Below are 16,623 nucleotides of genomic sequence, written 5' to 3' on the forward strand. Positions count from 1 at the left end.
GAGTCTTGGCTAGGGTTCCCTCGACGCTTAGGAGAGGTGCCCCAAAGGACACCCCCGCCAGAACCTCTCCAGGGGCATTTTCAGCACTGTCCGCCCGACAGCGCTTCTCGAATCTATTTCGCAGCACCAGACCACTGGCAATATCTCTTTGTACTCATAGGAGCATTATAACCTTTAGTCGCTTCTAATGTCACTTAGTCACCTGCACAAAGTAGAATAAGACAGCAATTGGCAGCACACCCACTCTATGGTTACCTCTTGGGCGAAATGGTCATTGCCACGACCTCAACAGCACTCAACTCCGCTGCGCCAAAGGCGATTGCCCAAAGGGCACGCTACGCGATCGCTCCGCCGCCGCTGGAAGTCCGCTGTTCTGAGGTTCCTTTCTGAACGCCTTGTACTTGTCATGGCTGGCCTAGGGACAGGCCTCCTTCTGTGGCAAACCGATGGCCCCCTGATGATTGCTACTCTCAGCGGGGTGGGTACGATTTTTCTCCTCAGCCGGTGGCAACGCCGACTTTTAACGCTGTGGCAGGATCTGCGCCAGCAGGTTCACCACTGGCTATATCATCCCTTTGCCTTGACGGTGGCGGGGGGGGTGCTGGCCTGTTTGGGGACCTATACCCTTCTCCATGTGGGGCAGCACACGGCAGATCCGTGGTTGGTGGTGGCTCTTATCTTCCTTGGCCTGCTGCTGGTGGGTGTCATTGCTCTGCTGGGGACAACGATTGGACAACTGCAACAGCAGCATCAGACCCAACAGGTCTGCCGGTGGTTGACTGACCTCACCCATCCTCAACCCCTGCATCGGCTGGTGGCCATTCGCCAACTTGCTCGTGTCTCTCAGGGCGCCGATCGCCGTCAGGTGCAAGAAGCGCTCTATCTCCTCTTAGGACAGGAAACAGAGCCAATTGTTCGCCGTGCTGCCCTGGAAGTGTTAGAGTACCTCGACAATGCCCCCTAAGTCCTTGAATTGGCTAGAGCAATGGTGCTTAGCTCGCCTCATTCGGGCGATCGCCAATGTCCTTGGTGTTCGGGCACGGCGATTCGACTACGTTGGCTTTATTGAGATCACTCGGCAACTAAAGCAAGGGCGATCGCCGGCGCAGCAGCAGGCCATAGTTGCTAAGGTCTTTGATCTTCTCATCCCGCCGACGGTCAGTGCTCTCATCCGCAGGTTTGTGCGTCCTACCCGCTGGGTCTGTGAAGGGAATGCGTGGTTTGCCACCCGGCTCACAGGTTGGCTAGTTGGTGCCAGCGATCGCTACTGGGTTGAGGTGCTTCTCCCGAATAAATCTCGCCAATGGCAGCAAAGTGGCGTCCGCATTCAAAAATGCCGTTACTTGGCCGAGGGCCAATGCATGGCGCTGTGTGTGAACCTCTGTAAAAAGCCGACAGAGCAGTTTTTTCGGCAGCAGCTTGGCCTTCCTTTAACTATGACTCCCAACTTTAGGGACTATAGTTGCGAGATGGTTTTTGGTACGCCTGCCCATCCGATTCCTGAGCCAACAATTCTCCCCTGTTGGCATGAACCAACCCAAGCCTCCTGTCCCCATGTCTAGGGGCACCCTTTAAGAATGGTTGCAGATTGACAGTTCAAGAGGCCTTGAAATAGGGTAGGGGTGTACTGCTGGAGCAGCAACGATGGGCGTCGGCATTGGCATCAATGGCTTTGGTCGTATTGGTCGCTTGGTTTTGCGGGCTGCCTGGGGTTGGCCTGAGCTGGACTTTCGCCACATCAACGAGATTAAGGGAGGCCCGACTGCGGCTGCTTATTTGTTGGAGTTTGATTCGGTTCATGGCCGTTGGCCCCAAACCATTCAAGCCAAAGAGGGGGCGATCGCCATTGACGATCAGATCATCAGCTTTTCGGAAGCGAAAACCCCAGCAGAGGTGCCTTGGCAAGAGCGGGGAGTCGAGATTGTTTTGGAATGCTCGGGTAAATTCCGAACGCCAGAACAACTGGCTGCCTACTTTGCCGCAGGGGTGAAAAAAGTCATTGTTGCTGCCCCGGTTAAAGAGCAAGCCCTCAACATTGTCATGGGGGTGAATGATCACCTCTACAATCCCCAAGAACACCACTTGCTCACTGCTGCCTCCTGTACGACAAACTGCCTTGCTCCCGTTGTGAAAGTTATTCACGAAACCTTTGGCATTCGCCATGGTTTGATCACCACCATTCACAATGTCACGAATACGCAAACCGTCGTTGATGCTCCCCATAAGGACTTGCGCCGTGCGCGCTCTAGTCTCATGTCTCTTATACCCACGACAACCGGCTCAGCCACTGCCATCGGGCTGATTTATCCAGAACTCCAGGGGAAACTGAACGGCTTGGCGGTGCGGGTACCTCTGTTGAACGCATCGCTCACAGACTGTGTTTTTGAAGTTAGTCGCCCCACGAGTGTGGCAGAAGTGAATGCAGCTCTCAAGGCCGCGGCAGCTGGGGAACTCAAGGGAATTCTCGGCTATGAGGAGCGTCCCCTTGTCTCTGTGGACTACTGCAACGACCCCCGTTCCAGCATTGTGGATGCCCTCTCTACCATGGTGGTGGATGAAACGCAGGTGAAAATTCTCGCGTGGTACGACAACGAATGGGGCTACAGCAACCGCTTGGCGGAATTAGCGCGCTACGTCGCCCTAACTTTGTCCTAGGGAGTCTGCTATGGCTGTGTCCACCAGTGTCCGCAACTACATGATTGTGACCCTCGCCTACTGGGGGTTCACGATTACCGATGGCGCGCTGCGGATGTTAGTGCTGCTGTATTTTAACCAGATTGGCTACACCCCGCTGCAAATTGCCTTCCTATTTCTCTTCTATGAAATTTTTGGCATTATCACTAATTTTCTTGGTGGTTGGATTGGTGCGCGGTTGGGATTAAATGTCACCCTTTACGCCGGCATTGGCTTGCAGGTGATCTCGCTCCTTATGCTTACACCTCTAACACAAGACTGGCCGTTGTGGTTTGCCGTGCCCTATGTAATGACGGCACAGGCGATGTCGGGGGTGGCCAAAGACCTCACCAAAATGAGTTCCAAGAGTGCCATTCGCTTGGTAGTGCCCCAAGAGGCGGAGTCGCGCCTCTTTAAGTGGGTGGCAATTCTGACGGGGTCTAAAAACGCCCTCAAGGGGGTGGGCTTCTTTGTGGGAAGTGTACTATTGACGTTGGCGGGCTTTGTGGCGTCCCTGTGGATAATGGCGATCGCCCTCCTCCTGATCATGCTTACCGGTTTCTTGCTGCCGCGGGGGATGGGGCAGATCAAAAAGAAAATCAAGTTTCGTCAACTCTTTTCCAAGAGCAAGGAGATCAATATCCTTTCCGCCGCCCGCTTTTTCCTCTTTGGGGCGCGGGATGTCTGGTTTGTGGTGGGCCTGCCGGTCTATCTCCAAAGTGTCCTCAACTGGTCATTTTATGAAGTGGGGGGCTTTCTCGCCCTGTGGGTCATTGGCTATGGCGGTGTGCAGTCTGCGGCACCGGTTCTGTTGAAATACCTCAATCGCGGTCGGCCTCCCCAAGCAGCCACTATCCAATTTTGGACATTTACGCTGACGATTGTCCCAGCCGTCATTGCCTTGGGCTTGATGAGTGATTGGAATCCCAATGCCGTCATTATTGGCGGTTTGCTCCTGTTTGGGTTGATTTTTGCCATCAATTCGGCAGTGCACTCCTACTTGGTACTGGCCTACACCGACGATGAAAAAGTGGCCTTGAATGTTGGCTTTTACTACATGGCCAACTCCGGCGGGCGACTGGCGGGAACCGTACTCTCCGGCCTCATCTATCAGATTTGGGGCATTGTTGGCTGCCTATGGGCCTCGGTGGTTTTTGTTCTCTGCGCGGGAATTATTTCCCTAAAACTAGAGGATCCGAAACGGCAGCACCCCTACCCCTCCCTTGCTGTGGGGGATGGTGAATAAATGCAACATTTCCGCACCTGGGTGAGAAGGCAATAAAATTAAAGTACAGCCCTTTAAGGGCAAGGAGGGTCAAACATTTTCTTGCTTGCGCAGAGGGCTGTAGGAGAGGTTCCCCAAGGAAGTGCCATTATGATGCTCCCCCAAGAAATCATCGGCCAAAAAGTCTGGTTAGAAGTGGAACCCGAAGAGGCCTACTATCCAGGTGAGAAAATTCGCGTACAGGCAGAAATTAGCCAGCCCACTGCTCCCCCCTGGTATTATGCTCGCTACATTAATCCGCCGCGCTGGTTCCGTACCCCAGGCCAGTGGCTGACCCACCATGAGGCGGAGATGGCCGTGCTCTTGAATCCCGTCCTAGAGGATTTGGAGCTGGAGGAAGAGAACTACGACGGTGATGAGTTGACGAATGGGGATGTGAGCGATCGCTAGGAAAAGCGAGGTGGCGATCGCCCACGGTTAGCTGTTATACTAGTCTTCATCAAGAGTGGTGTAGTGACAGCACCCATGAACCTTCCACGGGGAAGGGTTCAGAATTCTCCTTCCGTTAGGAAGGGGGGAGTGTCCTTTGTTCAGACTGTTTGGGTGTGGTGGGCAATGTCCCGCCTTTTTTATTTCCTATGCAGATACAAATGCTTTTGCCGGTCGTGCAAACTCTGGCGCAGCAGGTTGCCGATCAAGAACGCCTCAACCTAGTTAGTGTGCAGTGGCTGACCCATCAATCGCCACCCATTTTGCGGGTGGAGGTGCGCCATCCTGAGCAGGACACCAGCCTAGAGGATTGTGAACGACTGAGTCGGGCACTGGAGATGGCCTTGGATGGGCTGCCGGAGTTGGAGTTTGCCTACGTTCTGGAGGTGTCGAGTCCGGGTCTATCGGATTACCTGAGTAGCGATCGCGACTTTGATGCCTTTCGCGGGTTTCCGGTGCGCGTCACCACCACTGCCCCCCATCGGGGCAAAACCCTTTGGGAGGGGAACCTGATTTGCCGCGACGCAGAGAATGTCTATCTCAATCGGCGGGGGCGATCGCTGGCAATTCCCCGCTCCCTCATTGCCAGTGTCCAGCTATATAGCCCCGGCGGTGAACCCTAGCCCAGATTGATTTCTATTTCATCTAGTTAGATCGAGGTTGTAACGGACGATGACTCTCTATCGCTTACCCGGCCTACGCGCCATGATCAATGAAATCAGCCAAGAGCGAAACTTACCCAAGCACGCAGTGCATCAAGCTCTCAAAGAAGCCCTACTCAAAGGATACGAACGCTATCGTCGCAGTCTGCGTCCCGATCATGGCCACTTTGAGGAAGATCACTTTGCCAACTTTGAAGTGGAACTCGACACCGAGCAAGAGGGCTTCCGCGTGTTGGCCACCAAAACAATCACAGAAACGGTACAGAACCCAGATCGCGAGATTGCCCTTGCCGATGTGATTCAGGTGGTGCAGGACGCCCGTGTCGGCGATACGGTGCTGTTGGATGTGACCCCTGACCATCAGGAATTTGGCCGCATGGCCGCCATGCAAACCAAGCAAGTGCTGGCGCAGAAACTGCGAGATCAACAGCGTCGCCTTATCCAGGAGGAATTTAAGGACCTCGAAGGTACGGTACTGGTGGGGCGCGTTCTGCGCTTTGAGCGGCGATCGGTGATTATGGCCGTGCGCAGCGACGCCAGCCAGCCAGAAGTGGAGGCCGAACTGCCACAACGGGAACAACTTCCCAACGATAACTACCGCGCCAACTCCACCTTCAAGGTGTATCTCAAGCGCGTCAAAGAGGGGTCGCAACGGGGACCCCAATTGGAGGTTTCCCGCGCCGATGCCGGCTTGGTGGTCTATCTCTTTGCGAATGAAGTGCCCGAAATTGAAGATGAGGTGGTGCGAATTGTTGCCATTGCCCGCGAAGCCAATCCCCCGAATCACAAAGTCGGCCCCCGCACCAAAATTGCCGTGGATACATTAGAGCGGGATGTGGATCCTGTGGGCGCCTGTATTGGGGCACGGGGATCGCGCATTCAAGCGGTGGTGAATGAACTGCGGGGCGAAAAAATAGATGTCATTCGCTGGTCGCCGGATCCCGCCACCTACATTGCCAATTCCCTCAGTCCCGCACCGGTGGAAGAGGTGCGGCTCATTAACCCCGAAGCGCGTATTGCCCATGTCCTTGTGGCACCGGATAAGGTCTCCCAAGCCATTGGCAAAGAAGGCCAAAATGTGCGCTTGGCAACTCGCCTCACGGGCTGGAAAATCGAGGTGCGCGACAGCTCCCAATACAACTACGAAGAGGAGGATCGCTTGGCCATGGCCGCCCTCGAAGAACAGATTGCGAGTTAGTCAAGATGGCTAATCCCCAACGCCGCTGCGTGGCCTGTGGTCGCTTGGCCGATCGCTCGGAGTTCTGGCGCGTGGTGCGCTGCTGGCCAGATCAAAAGGTGCAGTTGGATCAGGGAATGGGGCGATCGGCCTACCTATGTCGTACGGCGGACTGTCTCAAGGTGGCCAAACAAAAAAAGCGCTTGGCGCGATCGCTCCGCTGTCCCATTCCTGAGGAGATTTTTACCACCCTTGCTGCTCGCTTAAATGCCCATCCTAACCATGACTGACTCCCCCATTTGGCAACCCTTTACGCAAATGAAAACGGCGGATGCGCCCCTGAAGGTGGTGCGTGCCCAAGGAGCCATGCTTGAACTCAGTGATGGTCGGCGGATTATTGATGCCATTTCCAGCTGGTGGGTCACGCTCCACGGCCATAGCCATCCTGTTCTGGCGCAAGCCATCTCCGAGCAGGCGCAAACCCTTGAGCATGTCATTTTTGCCGGCTTTACCCATGAGCCGGCGGAGCAGCTCGCCCACCTCTTGTGCGCCCACAGCCCGGCGGGGTTGCAGCGGGTCTTCTTCTCCGACAATGGCTCCACCGCCGTGGAAGTGGCTCTAAAAATGGCCTACCAGTATTGGCAGCGGCGGGGTCAACCCCAGCGATCGCGCTTTATTGGCTTTGTCGGCGGCTACCATGGCGATACCCTAGGAGCCATGACTGTGGGTCAAAGTTCTCCGTGGTGGCAACCCTTCCAACCCCTGCTTCCCCCCCTAACCCTGTTGCCCTACCCCGCCACCTATCCAGGGGATCCAGAGGCAGCAACCAAGGAGGCACAGGCGATCGCTCAACTGGAGGACACCCTCAAGGCAGACCCAGAGACCTACGCGGCCCTCTTTATTGAACCCTTGGTGCAGGGAGCTGCGGGCATGCGCATGTGCCGTCCCACCTTTTTGCAAGCAATTTCTGAGATCGCCAAGGCCTACGGAGTGTTAGTGGTCTATGACGAGGTGATGACGGGATTTGGTCGTACCGGTGCCCTTTTTGCCTGTGAGAAAGCCGGCACGCAACCGGATCTCCTGTGTTTGTCCAAAGGTTTATCGGGAGGCTGCTTGCCCATTGCCGTGACCTTGGCCACGGAGGAAATTTACCAAGCCTTTTATGATGACGACCCAACGCGCGCCTTTTACCATAGTCATTCCTACACGGGCAACCCCTTGGCCTGTGCAGCAAGTGTGGCTTCGTTCCGGTTGTTGCTTTCAGAGCCAGAGCGCTACCAAAGTTTAGAAACACGCCATTGGCAGTGTCAGCGGCAGTATCTGGCCGATGTCAGCAATCTCAAGCACTTTCGTACCTGTGGCACAATTGCAGCCATGGAATTAGAAACCGAGGCCTCCTACTTTAGTGACCTTGTGCCCCGACTGCGCCGCCGCTTCATTGAATTGGGAGTCCTTCTGCGACCTCTGGGGAATACGCTGTATATTTTGCCCCCCTACTGCATTACCGATGCGGAATTAGCCACGGTCTATCAAGCCATCCGCCAAGTGGCGATCGAGGTGGCTCAGGGGTGCTTTGCCCCCGTCTCGGCTTGAGTGGCCAGGTAGCTCAACAGCCAATTGACAGCAGTGGCACGGCGGGTACGGCGGGGGGTCAGTTCTTTAATTTCATAGCCAGGAAAGCCCAACTGTTCCTTGAGCAGTTGTTTGTGGGCAGGGGGAATCGAGCGCGTCAGTTTGACAATGGCGGGGCGGCTACCCATGAAGTCCGGCGGTTGGGGATAATCTTGCTGCCATTCTGGGGGCACGCGATCGCTCTGCCAAGTTTGAGTGTTGGCGTCATAGCGATAACCCAAGCAGTGCCACAGGAGCTGATTTACCGTGGCATCCTCCAGTTCATCATTAAGAATTTGCCACAGCGTGGTTTCTGTGAGAGGGGGGAGTTGCACATCAGAACTGCTCATTGCCTCGCTTCATCGCTAGCTTTGCTGTTCTCGCGATAACGATTTAATCGTATTGGAATCTTAGTCATCGCTCCATTGCACTGAGTCATTTTTCATTTTTGATCGGAATAGCTGTAAGGGCGAGGCTCCGCTTTCGCCTGATCAGAGGGCATGATCCGCCTCCAGTGGCGACTTAAAGGAGGGGAAACAAGAGTGCGCAGGAGTAACCATAGAGTTTGCAATTCATTGGGGGCTTTCTGCCACTGCCACCGGTTGGGTTCACAAAAAAGTAAGGCGACCAATTGGCGGTATTGAGCGCAGGTTAGGGGATCGAAATAAATCTGTAGGGTCGTTTGATTGGGCATATCCACAATTTGGCCGCTGAGGTCAATGCCTGCCTCCAACAGCCGACAGGTAAGGGAGACACCCATCGCGGAGGGGGGGAGGGGTTGGTGCAGATGAATGATAGCCCCCCCTTCAGAAAGGCGAATGGTCTTGCCCCAAAGGGCAGTGGTTTTGTCCCAAGCAAGATGGAGTTCAACCGTTTGCTGCACATTGAGCCAATCGTAGGGATCGGAACGGGGGCGATCGATGAGGCTATAAAGCGCAAGGGCAAGAATCATGAGATTGTAGAGATTCCAGACCCATGCCAGGAGTAGCCCCTTGGTGTGTAATGCCTGCCAATTCAAGACGGCGGCAACAGCAGAGAGCACAAACAGCACCAAAAGGGGGGCAGCAAGATGCCACTGAACTCGGTAGCGATCGCGATAACTCCCCTTGGGGGTCACCCAGAAGCCCTGACCAAAGGGGCGCCATAACGTGTCAATTACCGTCAAGGTCAAGGGCACACACTGAATCACCGCATAGATATCCGACACCAAGGCAGAGCGACTTTGGCCATTGAGCCAGCGGAACGTACTCACCAGGAGCCAATAATAGGGTACAAAATAGTAGAGCCACTGCCGCAGGGTGGTTTCCAGGGGTACCACCCCCCAAAAAGCGGCAATCAGGGGCAACAGCAGCAACAGTAACCGCAGGGGACTGTGGAACCATTGGGTGATTCCCTCTAGGTGGGCAAGGCGCTGCAGCCAACTGAGATTGGGCACCCGCAGTGGACTTGCTGCAATGAACAATCCTTGGAGGGTACCCCGTGCCCAGCGTTGACGTTGACGAATATGCGCCGCCATTTCCTCCGCACACAGCCCCGCACTGAGACTTTCGTTCAGATAAATGAGCCGATGACCTGCTGCCGTCAATTGAATTCCTGTGTAGTAGTCCTCACTAAGGGATTCGGTGACAAAGCCGCCAATGGCCTCTAGAGCCGATCGCCGCACCACAAAAGAACTGCCGTAGCACAGCGCTGTTTCAATGCCATCCCGCAGGACTTGATAATGGCGGGAGAAGATCTCCACCTCTTGAGGCAGGTAATCCTCGAGGCCAAGGTTGCGGGCAATAGGGTCGGGATTATAAAAGCTCTGGTAGGTTTGTACAAGACCAATGTCAGGCCTTTGGAAAAAGCCCACCGTGCGGGTGAGAAAGTTGCGCGTGGGAACAAAATCAGCATCAAAGATTGCAATCAGTTCACCTTGGGTATGGCCAAGGGCATGGTTGAGGTTGCCCGCTTTGGCGTGGCGATTGTCTGGCCGGCTGAGGTACTCACAGCCTAATTCCAAGGTCAATTCCCGGAGAGCAGGGCGACGGGTATCGTCAAGAACATAAATCCGCTTGTGGGGATAGTCAAGGGCTTGGCAGCCGACAATTGTGCGTCGCAAAATTGTCAGGGGTTCATTGTAGGTGGGAATCAAGATATCCACCCAAGGTTGATAGTGGCCACTTTTGACTGCAAGGGCAGCGGCATCGGCTTCGGGACGACGATTTTTAATGTGCAAAAGCAGGTATAGTTGCAAGCCATAGCCCGCCATCATAAAACTTTCAATGCCCAGCAGGAGTAAACTGAGGGCCGCTTCTAGGGGGGTGCGCAGATTGAGGGTGGCGAGAGACCGCCACAGCAGATAATGCAGCATCAGGGCTATTAAACTGCCCACCACAAGGACACGCGCCCACAGCTGCTGCACCTTCCCCCAGCGCAAAACGACACTGCTGAGGATCACCATCAAGCACAGAGGCCAAAAAATCCACGGTTTGTCTAACTGTTCCACCGCAAGCCAAGGCACGAGGATGGCCATCGCTGAAGCCTCAATCAAGAGTTTAAGAAGATACCGGGCGGCATCCCCCGCCGCTATCAAGATAATGTAACGAAATATAAACTAAGCTTTAGACAAGCACAGGACTTTCAGGGGTTCCTGCCGTAGCGATCGCCCCCAGCGGTATGTCAGGATGAAAATCACCAAATTTTGATGAGCTGATGGAATGCTATGACCGCTTCCCCAGATGGCACAAACTTGCCGCCCTTTGTTTTTCACAACCAATTTCAAGGTTGGATGGAAGTTTATGCACCGGTGCAGCGCTACGAAACTTACCTCAACAATCACCAAGAATGGTTTCATCGCTGTGCCCATCCCATGAAAGCAGAACCGGTGGGTCAGCACGGCTACATTCTCACCATTGGTCGCTACGGTTCCCATGGCTATGAGGTGGAACCCAAGATTGGCCTACACCTGCTGCCCCAAGAGCAAGGAGTCTATCGCATTGAAACGATTCCTGTCCCAGAGCAGCCCTTTTTGAACTATGAGGTGAATTTTCAAGCGGCCATGGCCCTAGTACCGATGCGCGCCAATCCAGACACGGATGAGGAGCTATTGCACCTGAATGTGGTTGACTACACCCGCGTGAATTGGGAGCTGGATTTGCGGGTAACAATGTACTTTCCTCGATTTATCTATCGGCTACCCCACGGTCTAGTGCAAGGCACAGGCAATCGGGTCTTGGCTCAGATTGTCCGTCACGTCTCCTACCGCCTAACGGCAAAGGTTCAAGACGATTTCCACAAAACGATTGGCCTCAATTTGGGCAAACGCTGGCGACGCAAACGATTCCATGCTGAGCGGGTGCGCGTCCTCACCCCAACCCCCGATACGCTTGACGAGCCTGCGCCACCTGCTGCTTGAGCATGATCACATCGCTGCTGAGTTGACTCCCCATCCCAATGGCGATCGCCCCTGCCCTCCAGAGGGGTACCACATCCTCCCAGCCAATACCCCCACAGGGGATGAGGGGAATCTCAGCAAACAGGGGTCGCACTGCCCGCAGATAGCTTGCCCCCCCCACCGCCATAATGGGAAACACCTTGACCGCCACTGCCCCTGCTTGCCACGCGCGGAGAATTTCCGTTGGCGTCAAGGCACCCAAAATAAGCGGACAATTGGCCTCCTGGGCAAGGGGCACCACCTCTGTCGCGGTGTGGGGAGTCACAAGAAATTGCGCCCCCGCGGCGATCGCTTCCTCAGCCATCGCTGGCGTTTTGAGACTAGCAGCTCCTATCGTGCAGTGGGGAGAGTCTCGACGGAGTTGGTGCAACACCCCAGCAGCGTCAGGAGTAGTCCATGTCACCTCTAGGCAGGTGAAGCCCGCTTGGATACACACCTGAGCCTGGGCGATCGCTTGCGCAGGATCGGCCGCCCGCACCACGGCAATCAAGGGCAGACCTTGCAAAAACTCTAACTGCTGCGGCTTGGGCATGGCGTCATAACCATTGGAGGTGGAAGGGCAGTGATAAGATGAAAAGTTTCCCTACCCCTAAACTACGGTATATTGGCAATACCCTTGCGAGTCTCAAATGGGTGATAGCGTCAAAATCCTGAGTGAAAATCGCCAAGCGCGCTTTCAATACGAAATTCTAGAAACCTATGAGTGTGGGCTAGTGCTGCTCGGCACGGAGGTCAAGTCTATCCGTGCTGGCAAGGTGAATTTACGGGATGGTTTTGCCCGCATCCGCAATGGCGAAGCGTGGTTAATGAATGTCCACATTTCGCCCCACGAGAGTACCAACCAATCCTATAACCACGATCCCCTGCGCGATCGCAAGCTTCTTCTCCACAAGCAAGAAATCCGCAAGCTGGTGGGCAAAGTGGAACAAAAGGGACTGACCCTTGTGCCCCTGAAGCTTTACCTCAAAAACGGTCGAGTCAAGGTCTCCATAGGGCTGGCTCGCGGTAAGAAACTCCACGACAAACGCCAAGCCCTCAAGCAGCGGCAAGACAAACGGGAAATGGAGCGGGCAATGAAGCAGCGCTAAGTTTAGCTTTGCGGTTTTGGAAGCGGGCTGGCTTCTGTACTGACGGGCAAGATGGGTGCAGGAGTAGGGCTTGGTGCACCTGCCGTTGCCGCCTCCCAAGAGTCATTGGTGAAATACACATGGCCAAGCACGTTGCCTTCATAGGTGCGCCGCGTTAGCCGCCATGTGGGTTCCAGATGGAACTTGAGGAACTGTCCCTCCTGGAGACCATGGGTACGACCAATAATCATCCGCGGGCCACCGCGATTGCTGCTGCCGACAAGGAGTAGCTCGCCATCTCCTCTTTCAATGCGCAGATTGTACTGCAACCCTAAATCCTGTTGAGCCACCCGAATCGAGTAACCGTTGCTATCGGTGGCACGACCACAAATGCCCGTGAAGTCAAACGTAGTCAACAGCGGATCGATCACCACCGGGTTACTGCCCGATTCGCTCCAGCAGGGACGCGTATCCTTAATTTGCTCTACCACCAGTAGGCGATACCCACCGCGGGCAAGGGGCACAGCCATTACGGCATAGCGGCTTTGATCCACTTCTGTTTGGGTAAACATATTGGCTTGGGCAGGTCGAGGGGCCATTGCTCCCAAACAGGCCACAGTCAGTAGGCTCAGACCGAGTTTTTGCCAGGATTTCATAGGGACACTCCTCAACAGAACTTGGAGGTTTTGACAGCTAAAGGTATGCTACTGTTCCACTACGATCCACGCCGAGGAACTATCAAAATTCTGGGAATTATTTTTCAAATTTTCAAACCTCAGCGGTGAGCAGTTAGATCTAGGCCAATCACTTGGGTATGTTGTCCCCGTGCTTGGGTGACCCCAATGGTATGCTCAGCCGCCTCAATCATGGGTCGCCGCAGACTGACAACGAGAAACTGTGCTTCTTGGCTCTGCTGCTGAATCATTTTGGCCAGGCGCTCAACATTGGCGCCATCGAGAAACATATCCACCTCATCAAAGGCATAGAAAGGGGAGGGGCGATAGCGTTGGAGGGCAAAGATAAAACTTAGCGCTGTTAGGGATTTTTCGCCCCCCGACATTGAGGCCAAGCGTTGCACGGGTTTCCCCTTGGGGTGTGCCACTAGATTCAGACCCCCTGCAAAGGGATCCTCAGGCGTTTCCAGTTGTAAATATCCATCGCCATCGGAAAGGGTGGCAAAAATGGTTTGGAAGTTGGCATTGACGGCCTCAAAAGCTTCACGGAAGGATTGGTGACGAAGAGTTGTGAAGTTCTCAATCCGCAGTAAGATCTCCGTGCGCTCGGCTTCTAGAACGGCAAGCTTCGCCTGGAGTTCCCTAAGCCGCCCTTGGGTCTCCTCAAATTCCTGAATTGCCAGCATATTGACAGGTTCCATGGCCTGGAGCTGTTTTTCTAGGGCTTGGCACTGCTGTTGAATATCGCTGAGGGAAAGGTCAGGAGGCACGTCGGGTAATGGCTGCGGTAAGGGGGGTACCTCAATGGTGCTCAATTCCTGAAGGTGTGCTTGCAGCGTGGTGAGGGTATCGCTGGCTTTTTGGTATTCCCACTCCAGCTGTTGAGAGTCCTTTTGAGACTGCCGCAGTTGGTAGTCTTGGCGATCGCGATCGCTTTTAAGGTGACCGAGACGAGCGTCCAACTCCCTCAGGGCAGTTTGGGTCTTTTGAATTTGTGTGGCCAAGTCCCCCAGGGTTTGCTCGAGGGTCTGCTGCTGGCACAGTGTCTCCTGTTGGGCTTGGCGCAGTTGCCGTATCTCCTGCTCCGTTTGGCGTTGGGCTTGCTTCAGTTGCTCGAGTTGGCGCTGGCGATCGCCCAAGGCTTGATCCACCGCTTGTAGGGCGGCCAGATGGTCAGCGTGGATTTTCTCCTGGGCTTGAATTTGTTCCTGAAGCTGCTGCCACTGCTGATGGCAAGGATTGGCTTCAAGGGCATTCAGGGCAAGGCGTTCTGCGGCAAGTTCTGCTTCCAGTTGAGGAAGACGAGTCTCTAGGTGCGCAAGTTCAGTTTCTGCGGTGGTTAACTCTTGGCTGAGGTGCTGCTGTTGCCGCTTTAGGTCTGCCTGTTGGGCAGTGAGGCGCTGCTGTTGCTGTTGGAGTTGCTCCCATTGCCGCTGGCGATCGCGATGGCTTTGACGGGCCTCGCTCAGGGCTTGGCTCAGTTCATTGACTAGGCGCTGTTTTTGACCACGCTCTTGTAAGAGGCGATCCAGTAAGCGCTCCAACTCCCCAAGGCGATCGCGCAACCGTTCAGCTTCTGCCGACTCTTGGGGGGTAACCCCCTGACCAAAATGCAGCATGGGGGTGCGACTGTGGCTCCCCCCCGTCATTGCCCCTGAAGGTTCCAGTAAGTCCCCGTCTAGGGTTACCATCCGATACTGCCCCAGGTATTGTCGCGCTGCCTCAAGGGTCTCGAACACCAGCGTACTGCCAAACACATAGGCAAAAATTGGCGCATATTGCGGTTCAAAGGTAACGAGATTCAAAGCATAGTCAACACAGCCCGCTAAGGCAATGGGAGGGAGGGGCTTGGGACGTGCCATCTGATTCAGGGGCAAAAATGTTGCTCTGCCGGCCCGTTCCCGTTTGAGGAGGGCGATCGCCGCCGCTGCCACACGGTCATCTACGACAACGATATTCCCTAGGCGTGCGCCAGCTGCAATTTCTAACGCCAGTTGATAGCGGGGTTCCACCTGTCCCAGCTGCGCCACCAATCCCAGCACACCCGGTATCTCAGCACTTAAAACCAGCCGAGCCGCAGAGCTTCCTTGGGTTTCTTGGACGGCCTGTTGCCGCGCTTCCAGTTGATCCAGTTCCCGCTGCTTTTGTCGCTGTTCTCGCTCAAGGCGTTGATAGGTTTCTTCACTTAAGCGCAATTGTTGCTGTGCCCTTGCTAAGTCTTGGGCAAGGGTTTGCACTTGCTGCTCCTGCTGGCGGACTGCTGTCTTGGCTTGAGCAAGGGCATCTTCCAATTCCAGTTGTTGGGTGTTGAGGGCAGTGAGCGCTTGATTGAGTTCCCCCTGGCGCTGGCGCAACTGTTGCGATCGCTCCTGAAGGCGAGAAAGCTCACTACGACTCGGTTCCAGTTCGTGGATCAGGGCATCAATCCGCTGTCGCCGCCGACTGTGCTCCTGAAACCAAGTTTGGGCGGCTGCACTTAACTCCTGAGCTTGCTGCCGCAGGGCGTCGAGGGTGGCTTGGCTGGTGGCAACTGCTTGGACTAGGGGGAGGCGATCGCCCCCTTGCTGTTCTAACTCTGCAGCGAGTTGCTGTTGCTGCAACCGTTGACTGTGGTACTGGGCTTGTCGTTGCCGTAGTTGTTCCCCCAACTGTTCCTGCTGCTGCTGGTAAGCGGTTTGCTGGCGTTGATACTGGCGCTGTTGGGCATAGAGATCGGCTAGCGCTGCTTGCAGGCGGAGGTACTCTTCTTCGCCGAGGACTTTCACCTGCTGATTGAGGTGTTCTAGCCTGACGGCTGCCGCTTCAATCTCTTGAGCCTTTTGCTGTAGTTGTGCTCGGCGTTGGTCTTGTTCTTTTTGCAGCCCTTGAATCTCGGCTTGCAGCCGTGTTTTTTTCTGTTCACGGGCTTGCCATTGGCGCACCAGCCGCCATTGCTCTCGCTCTTGCAGTTCCAATCGTAGAGCTTGATATTTTTCCGCTTGCAGGCGTTCCTTTTGCAGGCGATCGCGCTGTCGAATCAATTCCTGCTCAACAATGCGCAAGCGTTCTTCACGCTCCTTGACCGTATCTAACTTTTCGCGAGCTTGGGCAATCTTGCGGTCAAAATCCGCCACCCCCGCCAACTCGTCAATAATTTCCCGCCGTGCCTTGGCATTCATCGAAATGATATTGGTGACATCCCCCTGCAAAACCACGTTATAGCCTTGGGGATAGATACAAAACGCCTGTAATTGATCGTGCAATTCATTCAGCGTGCAGGGTTGATCATTCACCGCGTAGGTCGAGGTATAGGTGCCCTGCTGGGTTACCCGCAGTCGCCGCGTCACCCGCCATTCCGTTTCGGCATCCAGTGCAAAGGTCACCGTGACTCGTGTTTCGACAACACCATGGCCGCGTCGTGTTTGGCTGTGGTTCACCAAATCGGGCAAGCGTTCGGCTCGCATCCCCTTAGACCCTGCAAGGCCGAGGGCAAAGAGCAACGCATCCAAAAGATTCGACTTCCCTGAGCCATTGGGACCTGAAATGACCGTAAACCCCGGCAGCAGCGGAATTACCGTTGTGCCGCCAAAGGACTTAAAATTTGTGAGTTCTAACTGCTTGATGTACACA

General features: G+C 54.9%; 16 protein-coding genes. 11 read left to right on the forward strand and 5 right to left on the reverse strand.

Features of this window, described 5'->3' with window-relative positions; all coding sequences use genetic code 11:
- The first annotated feature begins 247 nt into the window (after positions 1 to 247).
- The 9 genes from Q0711_RS05595 to bioA all read left to right on the forward strand — a co-directional run bounded on the left by Q0711_RS05595 (position 248) and on the right by bioA (position 7,819).
- On the forward strand, positions 248 to 964 hold the full coding sequence (locus tag Q0711_RS05595; RefSeq protein ID WP_298613754.1) for a hypothetical protein: 717 nt from the start codon (positions 248 to 250) through the stop codon (positions 962 to 964).
- Positions 954 to 1,562 (forward strand): beta-carotene isomerase domain-containing protein, encoded by a 609-nt coding sequence (locus tag Q0711_RS05600; RefSeq protein WP_298613752.1) that lies wholly within the window; start codon positions 954 to 956, stop codon positions 1,560 to 1,562. Before Q0711_RS05595 ends, Q0711_RS05600 begins: the two co-directional genes overlap by 11 nt.
- Positions 1,563 to 1,644: 82 nt before the next feature.
- Complete coding sequence (locus tag Q0711_RS05605; RefSeq protein WP_298613750.1) at positions 1,645 to 2,655, forward strand: ArsJ-associated glyceraldehyde-3-phosphate dehydrogenase; 1,011 nt, start codon at positions 1,645 to 1,647, stop codon at positions 2,653 to 2,655.
- Between the two features lie 10 nt (positions 2,656 to 2,665).
- Positions 2,666 to 3,919, forward strand: a complete 1,254-nt coding sequence (gene arsJ / locus Q0711_RS05610) for an organoarsenical effux MFS transporter ArsJ (RefSeq protein ID WP_298613748.1) — start codon at positions 2,666 to 2,668, stop codon at positions 3,917 to 3,919.
- A gap of 129 nt (positions 3,920 to 4,048) precedes the next feature.
- Positions 4,049 to 4,348: a hypothetical protein gene (locus tag Q0711_RS05615; RefSeq protein ID WP_298613746.1), complete on the forward strand. Its 300-nt coding sequence runs from the start codon at positions 4,049 to 4,051 to the stop codon at positions 4,346 to 4,348.
- 200 nt (positions 4,349 to 4,548) lie between these two features.
- Complete coding sequence (rimP, locus tag Q0711_RS05620) at positions 4,549 to 5,010, forward strand: ribosome maturation factor RimP (protein WP_298613745.1); 462 nt, start codon at positions 4,549 to 4,551, stop codon at positions 5,008 to 5,010.
- A 49-nt stretch (positions 5,011 to 5,059) separates the two neighbouring features.
- The gene (nusA, locus tag Q0711_RS05625; RefSeq protein WP_298613743.1) at positions 5,060 to 6,247 is read left to right on the forward strand and encodes a transcription termination factor NusA; all 1,188 of its coding nucleotides are present in this window, start codon (positions 5,060 to 5,062) and stop codon (positions 6,245 to 6,247) included.
- A 5-nt stretch (positions 6,248 to 6,252) separates the two neighbouring features.
- Positions 6,253 to 6,516 (forward strand): YlxR family protein, encoded by a 264-nt coding sequence (locus Q0711_RS05630; protein ID WP_298613741.1) that lies wholly within the window; start codon positions 6,253 to 6,255, stop codon positions 6,514 to 6,516.
- Positions 6,494 to 7,819 carry an adenosylmethionine--8-amino-7-oxononanoate transaminase gene (bioA, locus tag Q0711_RS05635; protein WP_298617680.1) on the forward strand — a complete coding sequence of 442 codons (1,326 nt, stop codon included), beginning with the start codon at positions 6,494 to 6,496 and terminating at the stop codon, positions 7,817 to 7,819. The genes Q0711_RS05630 and bioA overlap by 23 nt, the downstream gene beginning before the upstream one ends.
- On the opposite strand, the gene Q0711_RS05640 is transcribed toward bioA, so the two are convergent.
- Both Q0711_RS05640 and Q0711_RS05645 read right to left on the reverse strand, forming a co-directional pair.
- Positions 7,789 to 8,187, reverse strand: a complete 399-nt coding sequence (locus Q0711_RS05640) for a DUF1823 family protein (RefSeq protein ID WP_298617679.1) — start codon at positions 8,185 to 8,187, stop codon at positions 7,789 to 7,791. The genes bioA and Q0711_RS05640 overlap by 31 nt on opposite strands.
- A gap of 92 nt (positions 8,188 to 8,279) precedes the next feature.
- On the reverse strand, positions 8,280 to 10,352 hold the full coding sequence (locus Q0711_RS05645) for a glycosyltransferase (RefSeq protein ID WP_298617677.1): 2,073 nt from the start codon (positions 10,350 to 10,352) through the stop codon (positions 8,280 to 8,282).
- 189 nt (positions 10,353 to 10,541) lie between these two features.
- Between Q0711_RS05645 and Q0711_RS05650 the strand changes: the two genes are divergently transcribed.
- Entirely contained in the window at positions 10,542 to 11,234 is a 693-nt protein-coding gene (locus tag Q0711_RS05650; protein WP_298617674.1) for a DUF1997 domain-containing protein, read from the forward strand.
- On the opposite strand, the gene Q0711_RS05655 is transcribed toward Q0711_RS05650, so the two are convergent.
- Positions 11,185 to 11,805: a bifunctional 4-hydroxy-2-oxoglutarate aldolase/2-dehydro-3-deoxy-phosphogluconate aldolase gene (locus Q0711_RS05655; RefSeq protein ID WP_298975835.1), complete on the reverse strand. Its 621-nt coding sequence runs from the start codon at positions 11,803 to 11,805 to the stop codon at positions 11,185 to 11,187. The genes Q0711_RS05650 and Q0711_RS05655 overlap by 50 nt on opposite strands.
- Before the next feature lie 97 nt (positions 11,806 to 11,902).
- On the opposite strand from Q0711_RS05655, the gene smpB reads away from it, so the two are divergent.
- Positions 11,903 to 12,361: an SsrA-binding protein SmpB gene (gene smpB, locus Q0711_RS05660; protein ID WP_298617669.1), complete on the forward strand. Its 459-nt coding sequence runs from the start codon at positions 11,903 to 11,905 to the stop codon at positions 12,359 to 12,361.
- 2 nt (positions 12,362 to 12,363) lie between these two features.
- Here smpB and Q0711_RS05665 read toward each other — a convergent pair whose 3' ends face one another.
- Together Q0711_RS05665 and smc are read right to left on the reverse strand one after the other, a co-directional pair.
- Entirely contained in the window at positions 12,364 to 12,996 is a 633-nt protein-coding gene (locus Q0711_RS05665) for a DUF3747 domain-containing protein (RefSeq protein WP_298617666.1), read from the reverse strand.
- A 119-nt stretch (positions 12,997 to 13,115) separates the two neighbouring features.
- Positions 13,116 to 16,622: a chromosome segregation protein SMC gene (smc, locus tag Q0711_RS05670; protein WP_299041919.1), complete on the reverse strand. Its 3,507-nt coding sequence runs from the start codon at positions 16,620 to 16,622 to the stop codon at positions 13,116 to 13,118.
- Position 16,623: the final 1 nt, after the last annotated feature.

The sequence above is a fragment of the uncultured Thermosynechococcus sp. genome (assembly GCF_937958135.1).
Classification (GTDB): Bacteria; Cyanobacteriota; Cyanobacteriia; order Thermosynechococcales; family Thermosynechococcaceae; genus Thermosynechococcus.